Source organism: Mesorhizobium sp. M1307 (genome assembly GCF_040318155.1).
Classification (GTDB): domain Bacteria; phylum Pseudomonadota; class Alphaproteobacteria; order Rhizobiales; family Rhizobiaceae; genus Mesorhizobium.
The window spans coordinates 162,159-183,198 of the sequence record NZ_JAMYLR010000003.1 but is presented as its reverse complement, the minus strand read 5'-3'; the positions used below and the strand labels follow the sequence as shown (position 1 = coordinate 183,198).

Genomic DNA, 21,040 nt, shown 5'->3' with positions numbered 1-21,040 from the left:
GAGCGGCGTCCCCGAACTTTTTACGAACCATGCGCAACACGCTTTGTCTTGATCCCAGCTTGCCGATGGCGGCCTTCGGCGTCCGGGCACCAAACAGAACCGGATCGCCATGAAAGGCTGGAGACCTTCGCCGCCATTGCTGCTCCTGCTGCCGGCGGTGATCGTTCTGGCGGCGGTGGTGGTGGTGCCGCTGCTGCTGTCGCTCTATTCCAGCTTCACGCCGTTCCGGCTGACCAGGCCGGAGACGTTCTGGGTCTTCATCGGCGCGCGCAACTACGTCACCATCCTGACCAGCCGCGCTTTCTGGGTCGCCTTTGCCCGCACCGTGGTGCTGCTGACCGTGGCGCTCAACCTGGAAATGCTGATCGGGCTCGGGCTGGCCCTGCTGGTGGAGAAGGCATCGCGCGGCCAGCGGATCCTGCGCACCATCATGATGTTTCCGATGATGTTTTCGCCGATCCTCGTCGGCTTCCAGTTCAAATTCATGTTCAATGACAATATCGGCCTGGTGAACAACGCCCTGCAGGGGCTCGGCCTGACCGATCGCGCCATCCCGTGGCTGATCGACGGCAATCTCGCCTTCATCGCCATCCTGATCGCCGAGATCTGGTCGTCGACCTCGGTGTTCGCGATCCTGATCCTGGCCGGGCTGCTGGCGATGCCGCGCGAACCGGTCGAGGCGGCCCGCGTCGACGGCTGCACGCCGTGGCAGACATTCCGCTATGTCACCTGGCCGTTCATCATGCCGTTTGCCTTTATCGCCATGACCATCCGCTCACTCGACGTCGCGCGCGCCTATGACATCGTAAAGATCATGACCGACGGCGGCCCCGCCGGCCGCACTGAACTGGTCTGGACGCTGGTCGCCCGCACCGCCTACAGCGATGCCAGGATGGGAATGGCCAATGCCATGGCCTATTTCTCGATCCTGCTGTCGATCCTGTTCACCGTCTATTTCTACCGCAAGCTCGCCGCAGCGCGCACGCAGATCGCGGCGGAGTGGTGAGGATGGACCAGAACAGCCTGCATCGCGTCGGCAACAAAGCGCTCGGAATCGTTCACGGCATCGGACTGTTCCTGGCCATGCTGGTCATCTGCCTGCCCGGCATCTGGATCGTGCTGTCGTCGCTGCGGCCGACCGTCGAAATCATGGCCAAGCCGCCGGTGTGGATCCCGCAGCAACTCTCGCTCGACGCCTACATCGCTATGTTCAGCGGCGTCGGCCAGGGCGGCATTCCGGTGCTCGACTACTTCCGCAATTCGCTGATCATCTCGGTGACCTCGACGGTGATCGCCATCGTCATCGGCATGGCCGGCGGCTACGCCTTTGCGCGCTACCGCTTTCGCGCCAAGTCGGCGATGTTCCTCGGCCTGATGCTGACGCGCACGGTGCCCGGCATCGCGCTGTCGCTGCCGCTGTTCTTCGTCTTTGCGCGGCTCGGCATCATCGACACGCATTTCGGGCTGATCCTGGTCTATGTCGCGCTCAACGTGCCGTTCACCGTCTGGCTGATCGACGGCTTTTTCCGCCAGGTGCCGAAAGACCTCGCCGAAGCCGCGCAGATCGACGGCTGCACGCGCTGGCAGGCCTTCTGGCAGGTCGAGTTTCCGTTGGCCGGGCCCGGCATCGCCTCGGCCGGCATCTTTGCCTTCCTCACCTCCTGGAACGAGTTCGCGCTCGCCTCGCAGCTGACGCGCTCGATCAATTCCAAGACCCTGCCGGTCGGCCTGCTCGACTATACGGCCGAATTCACCATCGACTGGCGCGGCATGTGCGCGCTCGCCGTGGTCATGGTCATACCGGCGCTCACGCTTACCTTCATCGTCCAGAAACATCTCGTCGGCGGCCTCACTTCCGGCGCGGTGAAAGGCTGACATGGCAACTGTATCGCTCAAGAACCTCACCAAAAGCTACGGCCCGGTGGCGGTGGTGCACGGCATCGATCTCGAGGTCGCCGACCGCGAATTCATCGCGCTGGTCGGGCCGTCCGGCTGCGGCAAGTCGACAACCCTGCGCATGATCGCCGGCCTCGAGGCGATCAGCGACGGCGTCATCGAGATCGGCGGCCGCATGGTCAACGATCTGCCGCCGCGCTCGCGCAACATCTCGATGGTGTTCCAGTCTTACGCGCTCTACCCGCATATGACCGTGCGCGAAAACCTCGGCTTCTCGCTCAAGATAGCCGGCGCCGCGAAAGAAGAAATGGACCGTCGCGTCGCCGAAGCGTCCGGCATTCTCGGCCTCGACCAATTGCTCGACCGCCGGCCGTCGCAGCTGTCCGGCGGACAGCGCCAGCGCGTCGCCATGGGCCGCGCCATCGTGCGCGATCCCCACGTCTTCCTGTTCGACGAGCCGCTTTCCAATCTCGACGCCAAGCTTCGGACGCAGATGCGCACCGAGATCAAGAAGCTGCACGCCAAGGTCAAGTCGACAGTGATCTACGTCACCCATGACCAGGTCGAAGCGATGACATTGGCGGACCGTATCGTCATCATGCGTGACGGTTTCATCGAGCAGGTCGGCACACCCGACGAGGTCTTCCGCCGGCCGCAGACACGCTTCGTCGCGGGCTTCATCGGCTCGCCGCCGATGAATCTGCATGAGGCGGTTGTCGACGACGGACAGTTGCTGTTCGCCAGCGGCGAGAGGCTGCCTTTGCCCAGCCAGTTCAAGGCCAATATCGAGGCCGGCGACAAAGTCGTGTTCGGCCTCAGGCCCGACGACATCTATCCGACCGGGCATGGCATCAGCTCCGGCGAAGACGTCGACGTCCACCAGGTGGAGTTGCCGGTGACCGTCACCGAGCCGCTCGGCAACGAGACGCTGGTGTTCGCCGAATTCAACGGCAGCGACTGGGTATCGCGGATGCTCAATCCAAAGCCGCTGAAAGCCGGCGACCGGGTCAAGATGAGCCTGGACCTGTCGCAGGCCCATCTGTTTTCCGCCGAAACAGGCAGGACATTGCGAGGTTAAAACCATGGCAAAGATCGAGAAAATCGAACTGCGGATGGTCGACCTGGTGCCGAAGGTCAAGCGCACCGATGCCATCCAGAGTTTTGTCAGCCAGGAAACACCGATCGTCACCATCACCGACGCCGACGGCGCGGTCGGCACCGGCTACAGCTATACGATCGGCACCGGCGGCTCCTCGGTGATGCGGCTGCTGGCCGACCACCTTGCGCCGCGGCTGATCGGCCGCGACGCCGACATGATCGAGGCGATCTGGCACGAGCTGGAGTTCGCCACCCATGCCACGACGATCGGCGCGATCACGGCAATCGCGCTCGCGGCCATCGACACTGCGCTTTGGGACCTGCGGGCCAAGAAACAGAGGCTGCCGCTGTGGAAGCTGGCCGGCGGCGCCAAGGACCGCTGCCCGCTCTACACGACCGAAGGCGGCTGGCTGCATATCGAAACCGAGGCGCTGGTCGAGGATGCGCTGGCCGCCAAGGGCAAGGGCTTTCGCGGCTCGAAGGTCAAGATCGGCAAGCCGCACGGCTCCGAGGATCTTGTCCGGCTGACGGCGGTGCGCCGGGCGGTTGGAGACTCCTACGAGATCATGACCGACTGCAACCAGGGCTTTTCTGTCGACGAGGCGATCCGCCGGGCCGAGCGCCTGCGTGAACTCGACCTCGCCTGGATCGAGGAACCGCTGCCGGCCGACGACATAGACGGCCATATCCGCCTGTCGAATGCGACGTCGACGCCGATCGCCGTCGGCGAGTCGCTCTACTCGATCCGGCATTTCCGCGAATATATGCAGAAGGGCGCGTGCTCGATCGTGCAGGTCGATGTCGGCCGCATCGGCGGCATCACGCCGTGGCTGAAGGTGGCGCATGCAGCCGAGGCGTTCGACATACCGGTCTGCCCGCATTTCCTGATGGAATTGCATGTCAGCCTGACATGCGCCGTTCAGAACGGCAGATATGTCGAGTATATTCCCCAGCTCGACGAGCTGACCGGCAAGAAAATGCGTATCGAGGACGGGCACGCATTGGCACCGGACGAGCCCGGCATCGGCATCGACTGGGACTGGGATGCGATCAAGGCGAAGAGCATCGCGGAATTCACCATGGCGATAGAAAAATAGGAGGCGGACATGCAGCGAATGGGAATGGTGCTCGGCCTCAAGCCGGAGAAAGTCGCCGAGTATGTGCGGCTTCACGCTGCTGTGTGGCCGGACGTCCTCAAGATGATTTCCGCCTGCAACATCAAGAATTATTCGATTTATCTGAGGGAGCCGGAGCACCTTTTGTTCAGCACCTTCGAGTACCACGGCACCGACTATGCCGCCGACATGGCGAAGATGGCCGCCGATCCCACGACGCAGGAATGGTGGGCGCTCTGCATGCCGTGCCAGGAGCCGCTGCCGACCCGCAAGGAGGGCGAGTGGTGGGCGTCGATGGACGAAGTCTTCCATTATGACTGATGACATTTTCGATCCTGCCTCGCTCTCCCAGGCCTGGGCACAGCCGTCAAAGCCCAGGCCGATCGTGATTTTCGGCGCCGGCTCGATCGTCGGCGATGCGCATTTCCCGGCCTATGGGAAAGCCGGTTTCCCGGTTGCCGGGCTTTTCGACCCCGACCTGGCCAAGGCGGAAGGACTGGCGCAGAAATGGGGCGTCGCCGCTTACCGGTCGGTCGAGGAAGCTGCGTCAATCAAGGACGCCGTCTTCGATCTGGCGACGCCGCCGGCTCATCATGCCGGCGTGCTCAGGGCGTTGCCCGATGGTGCGGTAGCGCTGATCCAGAAGCCGATGGGCAGCAATCTCATCGAAGCCACCGAGATCCTCGAAATCTGCCGCTCCAAAAACCTCAAGGCCGCTGTGAATTTCCAGCTGCGCTTCGCGCCGATGATGCTGGCGCTCAGGGATGCGATCGCCAAGGGCTGGCTGGGCGACGTGGTCGATTTCGACGCATGGCTGGCGCTGGCGACACCCTGGCAGCTCTGGGAATTCCTGTTGCAGGCCCCGCGCGTCGAGATCACCATGCATTCGATCCATTATCTCGACCTGATCCGGCAATTGCTTGGCGACCCCAAGGGGGTTCATGCCAAGACGCTCGGCCACCCCGGCCACAAGGTTGCGCAAACGCGCACCAGCGCGATCCTCGACTATGGCGACACCGTGCGCTGTGCACTGTCGATCAACCACGATCACAAATTCGGTCGAAAACACCAGGCCTGCGAATTCCGCATCTGCGGTACCGAGGGCGCCGCTTACCTCAAACTGGGCGTCAACCTCGACTATCCGCGCGGCGAGCCGGACATTCTCGAAATCTACCCCAAAGGCGGCACGGACTGGATTGCGGTTCCACTCGTCGGCGCATGGTTTCCGGACGCCTTTGCCGGCCGCATGGCCAATGTCCAGCGCTACGCGTCGGGCGAGGACGCCGAGCTTGTCAGTTCCGTCGAGGACGGCTGGAATACTATGGCGCTGGTCGAAGCCGCCTACCGATCGAGCGCGGCGCCGGCAACACCGATAGCGGCGAGGCCCTGACATGGAGCAGACTGTCTATTTCGAGGACTACCGGATCGGCTCGTCGCGCATGACCAGCGGGCGCACGATCACCGAGACCGACTTCGTCGTCCATGCCGGCCATACCGGTGATTTCTTTCCCCACCACATGGACGCCGAGTTCATGAAGACGACGCCGTTCGGCCAGCGCATCGCCCACGGCACGCTGGTTTTTTCGGTCGGCGTCGGGCTGACGGCCAGCGTCGTCAACCCGGTTGCCTTCTCCTATGGCTACGACCGGCTGCGCTTCATCAAGCCGGTGTTCATCGGCGATACGATCAGGACCCGCACCACCATCTCGGCTAGGGAAGATGACCCGAAGCGACCCGATTCAGGCCGGGTCGTCGAGCGCTGCGAGGTGATCAACCAGCATGGCGACGTGGTACTGGTCGCCGATCACATCTACATCGTCGAGCGTCGCGACAAGCCGAGTTGAGCCTCGACGGATGGCGCTGAAACCTAAAGACAAAAAACCGCCTTGCGGCGGGTCCTCGGTTCGAATCAGCACCATACCCAAATTAATAGCATAGCTGCCGGCACAAAGCAAGAACAAAATGTGGCAAACCGGACAACCGCGACAGGTTGCGCTGCCCCTTATCGCCCTGCGAACGCCGACTTGCAGGACTTGGGTTCCGCGGAGCAGGCGGATAGAGGTGGTGCCGACATCGGGAATTGGTCATATCCGGTTGACCGGATATACCGGCTTGCCGCCGCGCAGGACCGATGCGACATCGGCAAACACCTTGTTGCGAACCTCCGCGTAAGACTGGGTCGAGTAGTGCGCCGCGTGTGGACTGACCAGGACGGTGTCCAGCGCCAGCAGCGGATTGTCGGGCGAAGGCGGCTCCCGCTCGAACGTGTCGATGCCGGCGCCTGCCAGATGGCCGCGCCGGATCGCGTCCGCCAATGCGACCTCGTCGACCAGGCCGCCGCGGGCCACGTTGATGAGTATCGCCCCTTCCTTCATCCGCGACAGGGCTTGCGCCGACATGATGTTTCTGGTCTCCGGTGTCGCGGGAACGTGCAGCGAGACGATGTCGGCCCTGGCCAGCAGCTCGTCGAAGCCGACCGGTTCGGCACCACCGGCCGCGATGCGCTCGGCCGGCATATGCGGGTCATAGGCGATGATCTGGTAGCCGAAGACCCGCGCCCGCTCGGCAGTCAGCCGCCCGATCTGGCCGAAGCCGATCAGGCCGAGGATCTGCCTGTCGGGCCGCGTGATGCCGGCGCCGTCGGTCATTGCAGCCCAGCGGCCGGCGCGCACCGCGCTGTCGAACTGTTTCAGCCTGCGCGTCAAGGCCAGGATCAGGGCCATGGCGTGGGTGCTGACTTCAACCAGATTGGCGTCCGGCACGTAGGTTACCTGAACACCGGCACGGCTGGCGGCCTCGACGTCGATCGAATCGAGCCCTACGCCGAACCGCCCGATGACCTTGAGCCTCTTCAGTTCCGCCAAAACGCGAGCCGTGATCGGCTCCCGCAATACCATCAATGCGTCGGCGTCGCGGCAGTGTTCGATCAGGGCATCTTCCGTGAGCAGCGTCTTTTCGACAAATTCGACGTTCAAGCCGTCGAGGTAGCGCAGCTGCTCCTCCTCGACTGACAGCACACCGTCGGTCTTGATGATCTTCATGGCAAACTCTTGCTATGAGGCGCTGCGCGCCGAGGCGACGCCGGCGGCAAGGCCGGCCCCGAGAAACATCGTGTCGCTGGCCAGCATGTAGAAGCTGATGCCGTGCCGCGACCATTTACCGACATCATCCGCCGAAGGGCGAAAGATGCCGACGGCCTTGCGGGCCGTGCGCGCCGCGGCCGCGATCCTCATAATCGCTGCATTGAGCTTGTCCTGGCCGGCCGGCCCCATGGCGTCGATCGAGACCGACAGGTCGCCGGGGCCAATGAAGACCACGTCGACGCCGTCGACCTGGACGATGTCGTCGATGTTGGCGAGCCCTTCGGCCGTCTCGACCTGGATGGCGACCGTCAGGACCTCGTTGGCCGATTTGAGGTAGTCCGGAATCCTGTAGCCATAACCGGCGGCGCGGCCCGGGCCGACACCGCGGGCGCCGACCGGCGGGTACCGGCAGGCCATGACCGGGATGCGCGCTTGCTCGGCCGTGGAGACGCGGGGTACCAGGACGCCCGACGCGCCGGCGTCGAGCGCGGCCGCCATCCACTCCGGCGTGTGGCCGGGAACGCGCACCATCGCGGGAATCCTGTGGACATCGGCGGCGCGGATCAGATCCTCGAGCCGTTCGCGGCCGATCTGCGAATGCTCCCAGTCGATGCACAGGAAATCGACCCCGCTGGCGGCGGCCACTTCGACCGCCACAGGGTGCGGGATGGCACAGAAGGTACCGATGAGGCGATCGAGAGAGACACATTTCTTGCGAAAGTCGTACATGAAATCTCCAGAAATTTTCGGCGTCGGCAAACCTGTGTGCGCTATGTGGCCCGCGCCAAAGGATGCACGGCTTCCGTCGACATCGGGAAATGCCGGCTGCCGCCTGAAAACGGCGGGAAGGTCTTGTAGTCGGCGCGCATCTCCAGCCGCGCCGGCGATTGCAGCGCGTGCGTCAATGCAGCGGGACTGTCGAACATGACGCGATTGCGCTGCATATGGTCGATCCGCGGCCAGGGCAGCGAACCGCACCAATCCAGTCGCGACAGAACCTCGATGTGGCGAATGCCGGGGAAGCCCCGCATCAATTGCGGATGATGCGTCACATAGTGGTAGAGCCAGGCATTCATGTCTTCGGCCGGCCCGGGATAGTGGACAAGATAGCTGCAGGGCAGCCCGGACGTCTTGACGCCAGCGTCGTCGACGGGAAACGGACGCACGCACATTGCCTGTTGCGTCGGCCTCGAACCGGCGATGCTCGACAGCATACCAGGTGCGGCAAGCGCCTGCAGATGGCCGGACGGCGCCAGCGCCGCCTCCATGTCCGCCAGTTCGTCGAAATAGAGCTGGAAGCCAAAGACCGGCGGTGGACCATCGTTGTTGAACATGTCCGTCGCCACTTCGGGCAGATAGATGTTTGCAAGCGCAAGGCCCGGCGTTGAAGCAATCACACGCCGCACGGCGTCAACATCTTCGCCGGCGATGGCCAAATTTGCCTCGCGGTCATCATGGAAGAAAGCAAGATAGGCAAAGCGCATGTGGACACCTGCTGGATCGAGTTCGACTAGATCAAATTCGGAAGAAAGAGAGCGATCTGCGGAAAGAGGACAATCAGCAGGATCAGCAGAAGCGTCAGCGCGATGTAAGGCGCCGCAGCCATGGCAACCGTCTTGAGCGATGTGCCTTTCGGCGCAACGCCGATCATGATGAACAGCAGCAGACCAAACGGCGGCGTGGTGAAGCCGACCTCGTAGGCGAGCAGCAGGATCAGCCCGAACCATACCGGCTCGTAGCCGAATTGCTGGGCGATCGGCAGGAAGATCGGCAGCGTGATCAGCATCATCGAGACCTGATCCATGAACATGCCGAGCAGCAGGATGACGAGCACCATCATGAGCAGCATGGGATACGGTCCAAGATCGTAGCCGACGATGAACTGGATAAAGCCGTTGGAGGCGCCGGAGAAGGCGAATATCTGCGAGAACGTCGTCGAAGCCGAGATGATCAGGAAGGTCATGCCGGTGACCTTCATCGCATCGTCCAGCGACTTCCAGACAACCGACCAGCTGAACCGTCGGTAGACAAACAACAAGGCGAAGACGGCGGCACAGCCGAGTCCGGCCGACTCGGTCGGGGTCGCTATTCCAAGGATGATCGTGCCGACCACCATGAACACGATGACGCTCATCGGAATGATGTTGACGGCGACCGCCCTCACCTTCTCGGCCGCGGGAACGGCGGGCACCGGATAGTGCGGAGCGGCGTCCGGGTCGATCTTCGTCTGTGCGAAGATCAGCGCCGCGTACATGACAACGAGAAGCAGTCCGGGCAAAGCCCCCGCTATGAGCAGCGCGCCGACGTCGATCTGGGCCAGCGAGCCGAGCAAGACGGCCAGCGAGGATGGCGGGATGATGACGGCAAGGCTTCCGGCGCCAAGCACCGGGCCGTAGGCCATATGCGGCTTGTAGCCTCGCTTCAGCATCTCGGGCACCATCAGCGAGCCCATCATGCCGGTATTGGCAAGGCTGGAACCTGACAGCGCGGAAAAGATCGTGCCGGCGGCCAGCACGACATAGGCGAGGCGTCCGCGCAGATTGCCGATGCACAGGTCGAGCGCGTAGATGACCTTCTCGCCGAGGCCGGAGCGGAAGAACAGGCTGCCCATGACGAGAAACATCGGCAGCGGGGCAAGCGCATAGGTCGAGACAGCGTCGGAGAAGTTGGCGACCATCTGCGTCACGCCGATCGAACCGCCGAAGAACAGGTACAGCCCGATCACATTGGTGACGAAGAACGCGAAGGCGACCGGCAGCCCAAGCCCCATCAACACCAGGATGGTGCCAACGAGCACGGCGAATGGAAACAGCCAGGCCACCGGTCAGAGCCCTTCCATTTCCAGCGGATCGAGCGTGTACAGCGTGTCACGGCCGAGCAGGTATCTGAGCCATTCCAGCGCCGAGAGGTAGAAGGCGAGCATGATGGGCAGAAAGACCAGCCATTTCGGCATGTCGAAGCTGCGCGTTTCGTATTCGCCGCCCGACACGGCGCTTATCAGGGACGACAGTGCGACGCTGCCAAGGTAGAGGCTGACGCCGATGCAGGCGAGATAGACCAGCTTTTCAAGCACCGCTCGTGCCCGCACCGGCAGCGCCTGGCGCAGGAACTCGACGAAGACATGGCCCTTGCTGTGGACCAGCCAGGGCATCGGCAGAAATGCCGCATAGAGCAGACCGTATTCCGTCGCGGACACCGCCCAGGCAAGCGGCCTCAGGCCGAGATTGCGGACGCATACATCAGCAACCACAGCGACAATGATGAGGCCAAGCACCACTTTTGCCGCCGCCGCCAACGCAAGGCTCAGCTTCCCGATCGCTGCAAACAATCCGTCCATTTCCCACGACCCTCATATCCACCTTGATGAAGGGGCGCACCAGCGCCCTCGGCTCGGGCTACTGGAAGAATTTCTTCAACTGATCGATGTTGGTGGGATCGCGTTTGGCCATTCTCGCCCAGCTCGCCTGCGTCGCAGCCGCCAGGAATTTGTCGCGGCCGGCGCCGGTCAAGCTGACAATCTTCTGCCCGCCGGCGATCATCGCCTGTGCCTGTTTTTCGGACTCGGCAAGGTTGGCGTCATAGCTCGCGCGCTCGTATTCGACGGCCGTGTCGGCCAGCAGCTTCTGCGCCTCGGGTGACAGCGTGTCCCATTTCGCCTTGTTGATCGAGATCAGCACATCGGTTTTGAAGAATTGCGGGTCGACACGGTATTTGGTGAATTTGTCCCAGCCGAACGACGCATAACCAAATACCGTGTAGGCGTTGGCATTGACGACGCCGCGCTCGAGCGAGGTGTAGACATCCCCCGGCGCCTGCACGATCACCGTCGCGCCTAGCGATTCGAGGAAATCGCGGTAGAGCGGCGAGGAACGGATTTTCAGGCCGCCCCAGTCGATGCTGCCTTCGCTATTGAGCTTGGGTTCGTCGACGGTGAAGACGTTGAAGCCCGAGCCCGCGTCGACATGCGCCAGCAGATGGGCATTGGCCTTCTTCTCGAAAATTCCGTTGATGAAATCCCAGCCGCCATTGTCGCGGACCTCCCACGGCGTCTTCGACGATGCGGAGAAAACCTCGCCTTCGGGCACGAGCTCCAGGAACTGCCCTGCCGGTGTGTCGATCACGTCGATCAGGCCGCTCCTGAGCGCCGCGCCCTGCTGGATCGGCGGAATGACCTCCGGCCCGCCACGCACGTTGATCTGGACCACGCCCTTGCCCTTTTCGTTCACCTTCTGAACGAACTTCAGGAAGCTCTGGGCGTAGCCGTTCTGCGTCGGCGTAAAATGCACGGCGTTGAGGACGACCTCTTCGGCCGTGGCGATACCCGCCACACCCGACATGAGTGCAGCCAGAACAAGGGATTTCCAAATGCGCATTGCCGTACTCCCTCTGATAGTTCGCCCATGATCCGGCCCATGATCGGGCCGATCTGAAATTGCGATCGCTGCGCCGCCACGCGAATGGCGGTTAGTTGGCATCATCTCCTACTGTCAGGAACCGTCCATGCGCGTAGAAGACCGGCGATCGGTCAGCGCGATCCAGCGCAACGCCTGAAACGATGCCGATGACGATCATGTGCGACGCCCGCACAATGATTTCGGCCACTCGGCATTCGAACATTGCCCGCGCGCCGACAAGCAAAGGCGCGCCGCTTTCGCCGCGCACCCATGATCCGGACGAGAACCGCGCGGCGCCCTTGGCTTTGGTCATGCCGCCAAAGGCGCGCACAACGTTCTCCTGGTCGCCGGCGGGAAGATTGACCGAAAAAGGCAAACCTTCGCGAATGGCCGAGGCAAAGGTGCTGCCGCGGTTGACACAGGCAAGCAGGGAAGGCGGCTCGGCACTGAACGAGCAGAGGGCCGTCGCCGTGATGCCGCAAAAACCGATCTCGTCATGTTCCGACGCGAGGATGGCGACCGAGCCCGCCACGGCCCGCATCGCCTGCTTGAAGGCGCGCGGATCGATGGCGTCGTGCCCATGCACCCACGGCGTCGGAATGGCGGCCGCCGGCATCAATTTACTCGAAGCCCGGCCTGGCGCATCAGCGGCAGCACGCGGTCGCAGAAGAAGGGCAATTCGTAGGTGTAGTTGACGAATGTGAGGGCGGCGCCGGAATAACCCTGGTCCATGATCTCAGTGAGATCGTCGACGATCTTTTCCGGCGTTCCGATGAGCGGGAAGGTTCCGGCACCGCCGGCGAACCTTTGCCGATATTCGGTGAAAGCCTTCGCATCGTGCGAGTTCGCGAATTCCTTCTTCTTGCGCATGTGCTCGTCGACCGCACCCTCGTCCGCGCATTCCAGCGCGTAGTGCCGGTAGTAGTCCTCGGCTTCCTGCTGGGTCTCCCGGCAGACGACGTGACAGACCGTATAGACGCCGACTTCGCGTCCGACTTCGGCCGCTCGGTTGGTGATGTCGACCACATGCGCACGGCCGTCGGCGATTTCGGAAAAAGTCGAAAACAAATAGTCGCAGTGGCGCGCTGCATAGTTGCGCCCCGGCGCGCCGAAGGCGGCGTTCATGGTCACCGGTCGTGGCGCCTGCAGACTTGGCGGGCGGCTGACGACCCCCTTCAGATCATAGAACTCGCCGCCGAAGTCGAACGTCTCCCTCGATTGATAGGCACGCACGATGATGTTGATCCATTCCTCCGCTTGATCGTAGGTTCGATCGCCGACCGTCTGCCCGAACATGGCGAACTCGTCGGGGTTCCAGCCGCAGACAATGTTCAAGCCGGCCCGCCCGTTGGAGATGTGGTCGACCGTCGCCAGCGCTTTTGCAGCCTGCAGCGGATGTACCAGCGGCACATGCACCGTCATGAACAGGCCGATGTTTTCCGTGGCGACAGCAAGGCCCGCCGCCCAGGTGAAAGTCTCGAACGACCATTCCCGCACATGCGTCAAACCGCCGAAGCCGCGCCAGCGGGCGATCGGCAGCAGAAACTCGAGGCCGGCGCGATCGGCGATGCAGGCGGAATTGAGGTTGTCTTCCCAGCGGGCACGCCAGCGCTCGGGAACGGTGGTCATTGCCAGGCCGCCATCGGCATTCATTGAAAAGACGCCGAGCTTGAACCTGTTCGGCCCTTTCAGCGGGTGCTGCTTCCTGATCATGCTTTCCCCCGCCGCGACATGCCCTCACCTTCACCGTTGGAGTTTTGAAACGGTGGGCTAAGCTTCATGAAACGCTCCTCGGCGTTCTGAATGAAGTGGGTCATGCGGTCGTAAGCGGCGACGGCGTCGCGCTTGACGAATGCCTCATAGATTGCGCGCATGCCGGCAACGATAACGGCCTGCGTCGGCTGGTGCGACAGCGTCCTTAAGCGGACGACGAGCACATGGTCGGCGAACCTTGCAATCGTTTGGGAAAGGCGCTCGTTCTCGACGGCGCCGAGCCAACAATTCCTGAATGCCGAATTGGCCTGGAAAAAGCGGTCGGCATCGCCGGCGGCGGCCGCAGCCTCGGCCTCCCGAAGCGCGGCTGCCAGGGTCTTGAGGCCAGCGGCGTCAAGTGTCCGTGCGGCGTGCGCGGCGGCCCGCGGCTCGAGCAAGCGGCGGACCTCGAAGATGTCGGCGACATCCGTCGCGGTAAGCGTGGGCAGGGTGAAGCCGCGTGTGGTGCCGACGAGATAGCCCTCATGCACCAACTGCATCAAGGCGTCGCGGACAGGCATTCTGGAAATGCCGAGCTGGGCGGCAATATCGACATCGACGAGCTTCTGGCCAGGCGTCAATTCGCCATGCTGTATCGTCAGCCGGATTTGTTGATAGACCTGGGCACGCAGATTGCCATCGCCAACCCGTTTGAGCTCTATCGTTTCCGTCATCCACGCCTTCCCATGCGAAGATTTCGTATATCGTTTGAGGCTGTGTTCTCGCAGTCGTGCCGTTTGAAATGCAGCCACGTGTCGGCAGAAATCGACCTATCAGCCATGTTCCCGGCTCAAGTGGAGCATAGGCTGGATCACCTGGCAAGATGTTTTAAGTTTATAATGTATACTGTTTGAGTTCGCTGTCCGGAGGGCAATGGATCGCGCCATCTGTGCTGCCGCGCCGCGCGACGGCGGGGACAGCTAACGATCCGCGCGGTTCGGTAAAAAACGTACAGACGTTTTTCCGTGACACATCGAAGTTGACGGATTTAACTAAAATTACTTGCGATCTGCGCGCGCCGGCACGCCCACCCCGATCCCCTCGCCGGTACGCATTACTGGATCGCCCGCCGTATCGAAAGGTGCGGCGGGCTTTTCGTTTCGTTTGGCGGGGAGGCGCTTATGCGAGACTTGCCCAGGAATATCGACGCCGACGTCGTGATCGAAATCAGCAAGCTGCTCGACGACCGGGCGAAGTCCGTGCCAGTGCCGGTGCACAAGCTGGCGGCGATGATCCGGCTGGGCGTCGAGACCCGTCTGACCAATCACTCCATCGAAGAGCTGATCGTTGAGATGGCCGCGACGCGGGGGCTTCCGATGCTGTTCGATTTGCCGGTGGCAAATGTCGACAATGTCGTGCCGTTCGCCTCGGCGCGGCGTCCCCGCTGACACTTCGCTCGAACCCCACCGATCGTCACGTCGCCGCCCGATTTCACTTGCCCTGATGCGCGGGCCGAGTGTCGCCTTTCTTTTCGGGGTCGTGGGTATGGTGGCTGTCGCGTTCGCCGCCGCCGCCGGAGACCTTGCTGTGGCTGCGACGGTCGGAGTCGGCCGGCGGCTTTTCGACGCTCAGCGGCTTCTTGGCGTTTTCGTGCGCGGCGCCGGGACCGCCCTGGCGGATGCTGGCAGGAGTCTTCTTCGACGTGGACATGACCTAGCGATCCTGGACGTTGCCTTGATGGGTGGTGTTGACCTTCGTATTGCCTTGCTGGCCCTGCTTGTCGGGATCCGGCACGGTCGATTGCGGCGCCTGGTCGGCTGCTACCGATTTTTTGTCACCGGCGCCTTTTGGGCTCAGATTCTTCGGCGGCACAGGCGGAGGTTTTGTGCTCATGGCGTTTCTCCTTCCGCCACCCAAACAAGCGGGTTGGGAGAAAAGTTCCCGAGGGTCCGACACTAACGGTGATTGCCGCAACGAGCCGGGTCCACAGGCCGTGGCTTGGGGCCGGCGGGATCCAGGATTATTTCTTGATGATGTTTCCGTTGTTCAGATCGAAGGCCTGGGCACCGAACGCCTGCCTGAAGAAATCCTCCTGCAGATCGCCCCATTCGCCGAGATAGGCGCCGCAATTGCTGCAATGGATCGGCGTCGAATCCTTCGGGTTGTCGGGAATCTCCATCAGGATCGTCCCGCAGGCCTTGCAATCGAGCTTGTCATCCAAACGGCGGCCCATTCGCCGATAATTGCGCGTTTTCGGCCGCGCGCCAATTGTTGTTTTCGTACGCAGCCCCGAATGGCACGTTTTCCAACCAGCGAGGGGATCGAAAGCTAGCGTTCCGCCGGATTTCCGAAGGCCGGATCGCGCCGCCTCGAATACGTCCCCACCCGCGGCAGCTCGTCTGGAAAGTCGACCCAGGGCAGCCTCATGTCCCAATATGCGTGAGCCTGCGGCGGAAACCGTTCGGGATGATCGAGGAAGCCGATCGCCAAATAGAGTTCGTCGGGCAGGCCCTGGTCGACATAGCCGATCGATGTTCCGCAATCCGCACAGAAGGACCGAAGCACGCCGGGGGTTTTCGAAAAGGTCTTCGGCGTGCCGGTGAGCAAGGTGAATTCGGAAGGCCGATAACCGACCCACACCGACAGAGGGCTTCCTATCGCCTTGCGGCAGTCGTCATCGTGATCGGAGCAAATCCAGAAAGGCTCGCCGCGCATCTCCGCCGTTATGGCGCCGCAAAAACAGGACCCCGTTTCAGTTCGTGGTATTGCCTTGCTGCTGGATTTCATTGCTGGCCCTACGTCATTGCTGGCCTGGCATTTCGGTATTTTCCTTTGGGTTCTTCTTGATGCCGGCGGCAGGCGAGGTATCGGCCGGAGCATTGCCACCCTGGTTCTGCTCAGGGGCTCTTTTGAGCGGCGAAGTCTGCCAGCCCATATCGCCGTACAAAAAGCCTATGAGAAAGCCGACGATGATGATGGCCGAAATCACCATCGCAATTAACGCGTTACGTCGCTCCATTTCGCGCGGCTCCTTTCTTCGAGCCGAACAAACAATGGCGGAAATGGTTCCGGTTAGACGGGACGGCGTGACGATACGGAGCCGGCCCGGGAACATCCAGCCTCACGGCGGGTTCGTATGAGTGCTCTTCCACAGGGAGCGGCTTGCATGAGACCCGCCGTAACCGATCGCATCGAAACCAAGAAATACGACCACCCGACAGGCGGCTGGGGATCGCTCAAATCCCTGGTCCGCAAGGCGCGAGGCGAAGGCCTGCTATTGTCCGGGATATGGAGCACGCTGCTCAAGCAGAACAAGGCCGACGGCTATATGTGCGTGTCTTGCTCATGGGCAAAGCCAGCCCAGCCGAGGCCTTTCGAATTCTGTGAAAACGGCGCCAAGGCGACGATGTGGGACCAGACCAAGCTGCGCTGCGAACCCGCTTTCTTCGCCGAGCATTCGGTGACGGAACTGCTCGATTGGCCGGACCACGATCTGGAGAAACAGGGCAGGCTAACAGAGCCCATGCGCTACAGTGCCGCCACCGACCGTTACGAGCCGGTCTCCTGGGACGATGCGTTCCGCGACATAGCTGCCGAACTGCGGCGGCTCGATCCCAAATCGGTAGTGTTCTACACGTCTGGCCGGGCCTCGCTCGAGGCCTCGTTCATGTACCAGCTTTTTGCGCGGATCTATGGGTCTTCGAACCTGCCCGATTCGTCCAACATGTGTCATGAATCGACCTCGGTCGGCTTGCCGGAATCGATCGGCTCGCCGGTCGGGACCGTGCAGCTCGAAGACTTTGCGAAATGCGACATGATGTTCTTCTTCGGGCACAACACCGGGGTGACGGCGCCGCGCCTGCTGCATCCGCTGCAGGAGGCACGTCAACGCAACGTGCCCGTCTTCACTTTCAATCCCTTGCCCGAGCGGGGACTGAAGCGCTTCAAGAATCCGCAAAACCCCCTCGACATGCTGTCGCCCGGACCGGGTACCAAAATGTCCAGCGACTACTTCCAGGTTCGTTCTGGCGGCGATATCGCCGCGATGACGGGTATCGCCAAGGCGTTGCTGGCCCTCGACGATGCCGCCCGCGAAAGCGGCAGGACGCGTGTCCTCGACACAGCTTTCATCGCCGAGCACACGCATGGCTTCGCCGAATTCGAAGCCTTCCTGCGCAAAACCCAGTGGAGCGATATCGTCGCGCGATCCGGCATTGCGCAGACCGACCTGGAGCATGTCGCCGAGGTCTACAGCCATGCCAACGCGGTGATCGGCAATTACGGCATGGGCTTGACCCAGCATCGGCACGGCACCGAGAACGTCCAGATGCTGTGTAACCTTTTGATGCTGCGCGGCAACATCGGAAAACCCGGCGCCGGCATTTCGCCGCTGCGCGGCCATTCCAATGTCCAGGGGCAGCGCACCGTCGGCATATCGGAAAAACCCGAGCTCGTGCCGCTCGACAAGTTCGCCGAATTCTACGCCTTCGAACCGCCGCGCGAAAAAGGCCTCGATACGGTCGAGACCTGCGAAGGCGTCATCGACGGATCGGTCAAGGGCTTCGTCGGGCTCGGCGGCAATTTCGTGCGGGCCGTTCCGGAAACCGGCCTGGTCGAGAAAGCCTGGCGTGGGCTCGACCTGCATGTCGAGATCGCGACCAAGCTCAACCGCAGCCAGCTGATCGCCGGCCGGACAACCTACCTGCTGCCTTGCCTGTCACGGCTGGAAAGAGATCATCAGGCGAGCGGCGACCAAAGGGTGTCGGTAGAGGATTCCACCGCCTGTATCCACGGCTCGTTCGGATCGCGACCTCCGGCTTCGCCGCATCTGCTTTCCGAGCCCAGGATCGTTGCCGAGCTTGCCAAGGCGACAGTGCCGGGCAGGAGTTCGATCCCATGGGACGAGTGGGTTGGGGATTATTCCCGCATCCGCGACGAAATCGAGCGCTGCTACCCCCAACATTTCCGCGACTTCAACGAGCGTTTCCTGACGCCCGGCGGCTTCCATCGCGACATCAAGGCGAGCAAGCGGGTGTGGGAGACGCCGAACAAGAAGGCCAACTTCAAGCTGCCAAGTGGCCTTGAAACTGATCCCGACATCGATGTCGCCGGCCGCGATGTGCTGACACTGATCACGGTGCGCTCCAACGACCAGTTCAACACGACCGTCTACGGCTACAACGACCGGCTGCGCGGCATCAGCGGCACACGCATGGTGCTGTTGATGAACGAGAAGGATATCCAGCGCCTCGGTTTGAGCGCCGGACAGGAAGTCGATCTCGAAGCCAATGCGCAGGACGGTGTGGAGCGCCGCGTGCACGGGCTGCGCGTTACACCTTACTCGGTGCCGGAGGGAAATTGCGCCGGTTACTACCCCGAGCTCAACCCGCTGGTTCCTTTGTGGCACAGAGCCGAGAAGGCTCATGTTCCGGCGGTCAAATCGGTACCGGTGCGGATATTGCCATAGGCGTTCGTCGTTCGCGGCAGGCACGCACCACGCCGATGTGACCTGGCGCGACTTTCAAATCGCGACCTCAGCCGGCTCGCGCGAGTTCATCCACGGCATTCAGGATCGCACTCTGGCTCGCCGGCTTCTGCACGATCCTGCAAGCGCGGAACCCGGCCGGAATTTCGCGTTCACCAAAGCCTGAGAGGAAGGCGAACGGAACACCACGCGTCCGCAACGCTTCCGCAATCGGATAGCTGGTTTCGTCGTTCAACTGGATATCCAGTAACGCCGCGTCGACGCCGCCTTCGCCAATGAGCCGGAGTGCCGCCGTCACCGACGAAACAGGTCCAACCACCTGATGGCCGGCTTTGCGCAGGTAAGCCGCCGCATCGTCGGCGATCAGCCATTCGTCCTCGACGATCAGCACACGCACCTTTCCGGTCACGACGAGCCCTCGCGGGTCAGAGGGAATGCAATTTCCGCCTCCAAACCATTTGAGCGGAAACTTGTTTCAACTTTTCCGCCCAGCCTGTAGCCGATTTCTCCGCGCAGAAGGGTAAGGCCGAAGCCGCTGTCGGTTGGCTCCTTGATGCGGGGGCCGCCCTTCTCGCGCCAGACGAGCTTGAAGGTTCCGTCCGCCACCGACCATTTCACAACTATCCGCCCGGCAGGTTTCGACAGTGCGCCATACTTGGCGGCATTCGTCGCCAGTTCATGGATGGCCATGCCGAAGGAAAGCCCTTGTGCCGGCTTGAGATTTACCCTCTTGCCATCGAGCTCAAACCGTTCGGGGCCGAAGGGATCGAGTTCCTGACGCAGCAGCTCCTCGACGGAGGCTTCCGTCCAGCTCTCGCGCGAGAGCAGACTATAGGCTCGCGACATTGCATGCAGGCGCCCGATCAAGGCTTCGGCGAACTCCTCTTTCGATGCCGAGTTTTCACGGGTCCGGTTGGTGATGCTGGCGACAACCGCCAGCATGTTCTTGACGCGATGGTTCAGCTCGGAGATGAGCACCTGCTGACGCTCTTCCGCCTGCGCCAGCGTCGTCACGTCGATCAGGGTCACGACGACGCCCTGGATGCTGCCGCTCTTGTCCCGGTACGGGTTGATGCGAACCAGGTAGAACCGGCCCTTGTCGTCGCGCGCAAGGTGATGGTTCAGGGTCTCTCCCGTCTCGAACACTGCCTCGATGTGAGGCTTCAGCTCGGGATAGTCGAGCTGGCTTGAAAGGTCGGTCAGCGGCTGTCCGACATCGGATGGGCGCAGATTGAAGACGGCCGATGCAGCGGGGGTAAAGGTCCGCACCACAAGGTTGCGGTCGAGGAAGATGGTTGCGATCTCTGTGCTTTCGAACAGGTTTCTGAGATCGCTGTTGGCGCGGTCGAGCTCCTCAATCTTGCTGGTCAGCTCTGCGTTGATGGTGCTGAGCTCTTCGTTGAGCGACTGCTTCTCCTCCTTCGAGGCCTCAAGCTCCTCATTAGTCGACTGCGCCTCTTCATTGGCGGAGAACGTCTTCGTCTTATAGCTGGAAAAGTCGTGACCGGAATGGCCGCGCAGAGTGGGGTCGATTTCATCGGCGGCCCGATCCATGTCAGCCTTGTGCTCGCCACCCCCCTCGGCCAGCCCGTTCAGCACATTGAAGCCGCGGCCAAACGCCTGAAGCTTTGCGCCGATCTCCTCGGCGGGCGCTTCGATATCGATCAGGCCGCTCGAAATCGCGCTTTGCGGCATGTCCGGGTTGCGCGCGCCGGAACCGTTGGAGGCTTGGGCAATCGTCAGTCCGCCATGTTCCTTGATCGCCCTGGCGCCCAGCGTGCCGTCCGAATCGCCCCCCGACAGGATGATGCCTATGGCGTACTCCCCTTGGTCCTCGGCCAGTGCACGGAAGAAGATGTCGATCGGTTTGCGCTCGCGGTTAAGCGTGTTCGGCCGGCGCAGCGAAAGCTCGCCCTTACGGATGGTGAGGACGACGTTTTGCGGCATCACATAGACTTGGTCGGGTTGGACCGCCATGCCCTCCTCGGCGACGATGACCGGCATGCCGGTGTAACGTGCGATAACGTCATGCAGCAGGCTTTCGCGCTCTGGGCTCAGATTAGTGACGACGACGAACGCCATGCCGGTGTCGCCGGTCAGTCCTTTGAACAGGCCCTCCATCGCGGGAATGCCGCCGGCCGATGCGCCGACGCCGACAATGGGAAATCTTCCGTTCTGGAATACCATGCCACGCCTCGGTAACAGCCGCGGCTGCGAACCGCCAAATCGGACCTCAGACTAATGCATGTGGCGCAAAAGTGTGCAGCGGTTTTGCGA

Annotated in this window: 25 protein-coding genes; 9 read left to right on the top strand and 16 right to left on the bottom strand. The window is 62.2% G+C overall.

Annotated features, from left to right (window positions below; translation table 11 throughout):
- Positions 1-109 precede the first annotated feature (109 nt).
- Genes NKH16_RS06635 through NKH16_RS06605 form a run of 7 tightly spaced genes read left to right on the top strand, consistent with a single transcriptional unit; the run spans position 110 to position 5,953 of the window.
- On the top strand, positions 110-1,006 hold the full coding sequence (locus NKH16_RS06635) for a carbohydrate ABC transporter permease (protein WP_023676089.1): 897 nt from the start codon (positions 110-112) through the stop codon (positions 1,004-1,006).
- 2 nt (positions 1,007-1,008) lie between these two features.
- Positions 1,009-1,875: a carbohydrate ABC transporter permease gene (locus NKH16_RS06630; RefSeq protein WP_352451567.1), complete on the top strand. Its 867-nt coding sequence runs from the start codon at positions 1,009-1,011 to the stop codon at positions 1,873-1,875.
- Position 1,876: 1 nt separating this feature from the next.
- Entirely contained in the window at positions 1,877-2,974 is a 1,098-nt protein-coding gene (locus tag NKH16_RS06625; protein WP_352874747.1) for an ABC transporter ATP-binding protein, read from the top strand.
- 4 nt (positions 2,975-2,978) lie between these two features.
- The gene (locus tag NKH16_RS06620; RefSeq protein WP_352874749.1) at positions 2,979-4,091 is read left to right on the top strand and encodes a mandelate racemase/muconate lactonizing enzyme family protein; all 1,113 of its coding nucleotides are present in this window, start codon (positions 2,979-2,981) and stop codon (positions 4,089-4,091) included.
- A 9-nt stretch (positions 4,092-4,100) separates the two neighbouring features.
- Positions 4,101-4,430 carry an L-rhamnose mutarotase gene (locus NKH16_RS06615; protein WP_023676093.1) on the top strand — a complete coding sequence of 110 codons (330 nt, stop codon included), beginning with the start codon at positions 4,101-4,103 and terminating at the stop codon, positions 4,428-4,430.
- Positions 4,423-5,499 (top strand): Gfo/Idh/MocA family protein, encoded by a 1,077-nt coding sequence (locus NKH16_RS06610; RefSeq protein ID WP_352874751.1) that lies wholly within the window; start codon positions 4,423-4,425, stop codon positions 5,497-5,499. Before NKH16_RS06615 ends, NKH16_RS06610 begins: the two co-directional genes overlap by 8 nt.
- Before the next feature lies 1 nt (position 5,500).
- The gene (locus NKH16_RS06605; protein WP_352451563.1) at positions 5,501-5,953 is read left to right on the top strand and encodes a MaoC/PaaZ C-terminal domain-containing protein; all 453 of its coding nucleotides are present in this window, start codon (positions 5,501-5,503) and stop codon (positions 5,951-5,953) included.
- 240 nt (positions 5,954-6,193) lie between these two features.
- On the opposite strand, the gene NKH16_RS06600 is transcribed toward NKH16_RS06605, so the two are convergent.
- The 9 genes from NKH16_RS06600 to NKH16_RS06560 form a co-directional block, all read right to left on the bottom strand.
- Entirely contained in the window at positions 6,194-7,150 is a 957-nt protein-coding gene (locus NKH16_RS06600; RefSeq protein ID WP_352874754.1) for a C-terminal binding protein, read from the bottom strand.
- 12 nt (positions 7,151-7,162) lie between these two features.
- Positions 7,163-7,921: an HpcH/HpaI aldolase family protein gene (locus NKH16_RS06595; protein WP_352874756.1), complete on the bottom strand. Its 759-nt coding sequence runs from the start codon at positions 7,919-7,921 to the stop codon at positions 7,163-7,165.
- 41 nt (positions 7,922-7,962) lie between these two features.
- Positions 7,963-8,676 carry a hypothetical protein gene (locus tag NKH16_RS06590; protein WP_352455298.1) on the bottom strand — a complete coding sequence of 238 codons (714 nt, stop codon included), beginning with the start codon at positions 8,674-8,676 and terminating at the stop codon, positions 7,963-7,965.
- A 26-nt stretch (positions 8,677-8,702) separates the two neighbouring features.
- A complete protein-coding gene (locus NKH16_RS06585; RefSeq protein WP_023676099.1) occupies positions 8,703-10,013 on the bottom strand; it encodes a TRAP transporter large permease in 1,311 nt (436 codons plus the stop codon).
- 3 nt (positions 10,014-10,016) lie between these two features.
- On the bottom strand, positions 10,017-10,529 hold the full coding sequence (locus NKH16_RS06580) for a TRAP transporter small permease (RefSeq protein ID WP_352680362.1): 513 nt from the start codon (positions 10,527-10,529) through the stop codon (positions 10,017-10,019).
- Between the two features lie 58 nt (positions 10,530-10,587).
- A complete protein-coding gene (gene dctP, locus NKH16_RS06575; protein ID WP_352874760.1) occupies positions 10,588-11,565 on the bottom strand; it encodes a TRAP transporter substrate-binding protein DctP in 978 nt (325 codons plus the stop codon).
- 91 nt (positions 11,566-11,656) lie between these two features.
- Positions 11,657-12,202 (bottom strand): flavin reductase family protein, encoded by a 546-nt coding sequence (locus NKH16_RS06570; RefSeq protein WP_352874762.1) that lies wholly within the window; start codon positions 12,200-12,202, stop codon positions 11,657-11,659.
- Positions 12,202-13,296, bottom strand: coding sequence for an LLM class flavin-dependent oxidoreductase (locus tag NKH16_RS06565; RefSeq protein ID WP_352874888.1), 1,095 nt, complete (start codon positions 13,294-13,296; stop codon positions 12,202-12,204). The genes NKH16_RS06570 and NKH16_RS06565 overlap by 1 nt, the downstream gene beginning before the upstream one ends.
- The gene (locus tag NKH16_RS06560; RefSeq protein ID WP_352874764.1) at positions 13,296-14,012 is read right to left on the bottom strand and encodes a GntR family transcriptional regulator; all 717 of its coding nucleotides are present in this window, start codon (positions 14,010-14,012) and stop codon (positions 13,296-13,298) included. Before NKH16_RS06560 ends, NKH16_RS06565 begins: the two co-directional genes overlap by 1 nt.
- 447 nt (positions 14,013-14,459) lie before the next feature.
- Here NKH16_RS06560 and NKH16_RS06555 point away from each other — a divergent pair, with 447 nt between their 5' ends.
- Positions 14,460-14,726: a hypothetical protein gene (locus NKH16_RS06555; RefSeq protein WP_352743931.1), complete on the top strand. Its 267-nt coding sequence runs from the start codon at positions 14,460-14,462 to the stop codon at positions 14,724-14,726.
- Between the two features lie 43 nt (positions 14,727-14,769).
- Here the strand turns inward: NKH16_RS06555 and NKH16_RS06550 are convergent, their stop codons facing one another.
- The 5 genes from NKH16_RS06550 to NKH16_RS06530 all read right to left on the bottom strand — a co-directional run bounded on the left by NKH16_RS06550 (position 14,770) and on the right by NKH16_RS06530 (position 16,297).
- Entirely contained in the window at positions 14,770-14,988 is a 219-nt protein-coding gene (locus NKH16_RS06550) for a hypothetical protein (protein ID WP_352590409.1), read from the bottom strand.
- 3 nt (positions 14,989-14,991) lie between these two features.
- Positions 14,992-15,171, bottom strand: coding sequence for a hypothetical protein (locus NKH16_RS06545; RefSeq protein WP_031193315.1), 180 nt, complete (start codon positions 15,169-15,171; stop codon positions 14,992-14,994).
- Between the two features lie 127 nt (positions 15,172-15,298).
- The gene (locus NKH16_RS06540; protein WP_023676108.1) at positions 15,299-15,457 is read right to left on the bottom strand and encodes a hypothetical protein; all 159 of its coding nucleotides are present in this window, start codon (positions 15,455-15,457) and stop codon (positions 15,299-15,301) included.
- Between the two features lie 149 nt (positions 15,458-15,606).
- Positions 15,607-16,065 carry a GFA family protein gene (locus NKH16_RS06535; protein ID WP_352451551.1) on the bottom strand — a complete coding sequence of 153 codons (459 nt, stop codon included), beginning with the start codon at positions 16,063-16,065 and terminating at the stop codon, positions 15,607-15,609.
- Positions 16,066-16,078: 13 nt separating this feature from the next.
- Positions 16,079-16,297 carry a hypothetical protein gene (locus NKH16_RS06530; protein WP_254818791.1) on the bottom strand — a complete coding sequence of 73 codons (219 nt, stop codon included), beginning with the start codon at positions 16,295-16,297 and terminating at the stop codon, positions 16,079-16,081.
- A 147-nt stretch (positions 16,298-16,444) separates the two neighbouring features.
- Between NKH16_RS06530 and NKH16_RS06525 the strand changes: the two genes are divergently transcribed.
- Positions 16,445-18,745, top strand: coding sequence for an FdhF/YdeP family oxidoreductase (locus NKH16_RS06525; RefSeq protein ID WP_352822132.1), 2,301 nt, complete (start codon positions 16,445-16,447; stop codon positions 18,743-18,745).
- A gap of 67 nt (positions 18,746-18,812) precedes the next feature.
- Here NKH16_RS06525 and NKH16_RS06520 read toward each other — a convergent pair whose 3' ends face one another.
- Both NKH16_RS06520 and NKH16_RS06515 read right to left on the bottom strand, forming a co-directional pair.
- A complete protein-coding gene (locus tag NKH16_RS06520; RefSeq protein ID WP_352451550.1) occupies positions 18,813-19,154 on the bottom strand; it encodes a response regulator in 342 nt (113 codons plus the stop codon).
- 14 nt (positions 19,155-19,168) lie between these two features.
- On the bottom strand, positions 19,169-20,950 hold the full coding sequence (locus NKH16_RS06515) for a chemotaxis protein CheB (protein ID WP_352743936.1): 1,782 nt from the start codon (positions 20,948-20,950) through the stop codon (positions 19,169-19,171).
- Between the last annotated feature and the right edge of the window lie 90 nt (positions 20,951-21,040).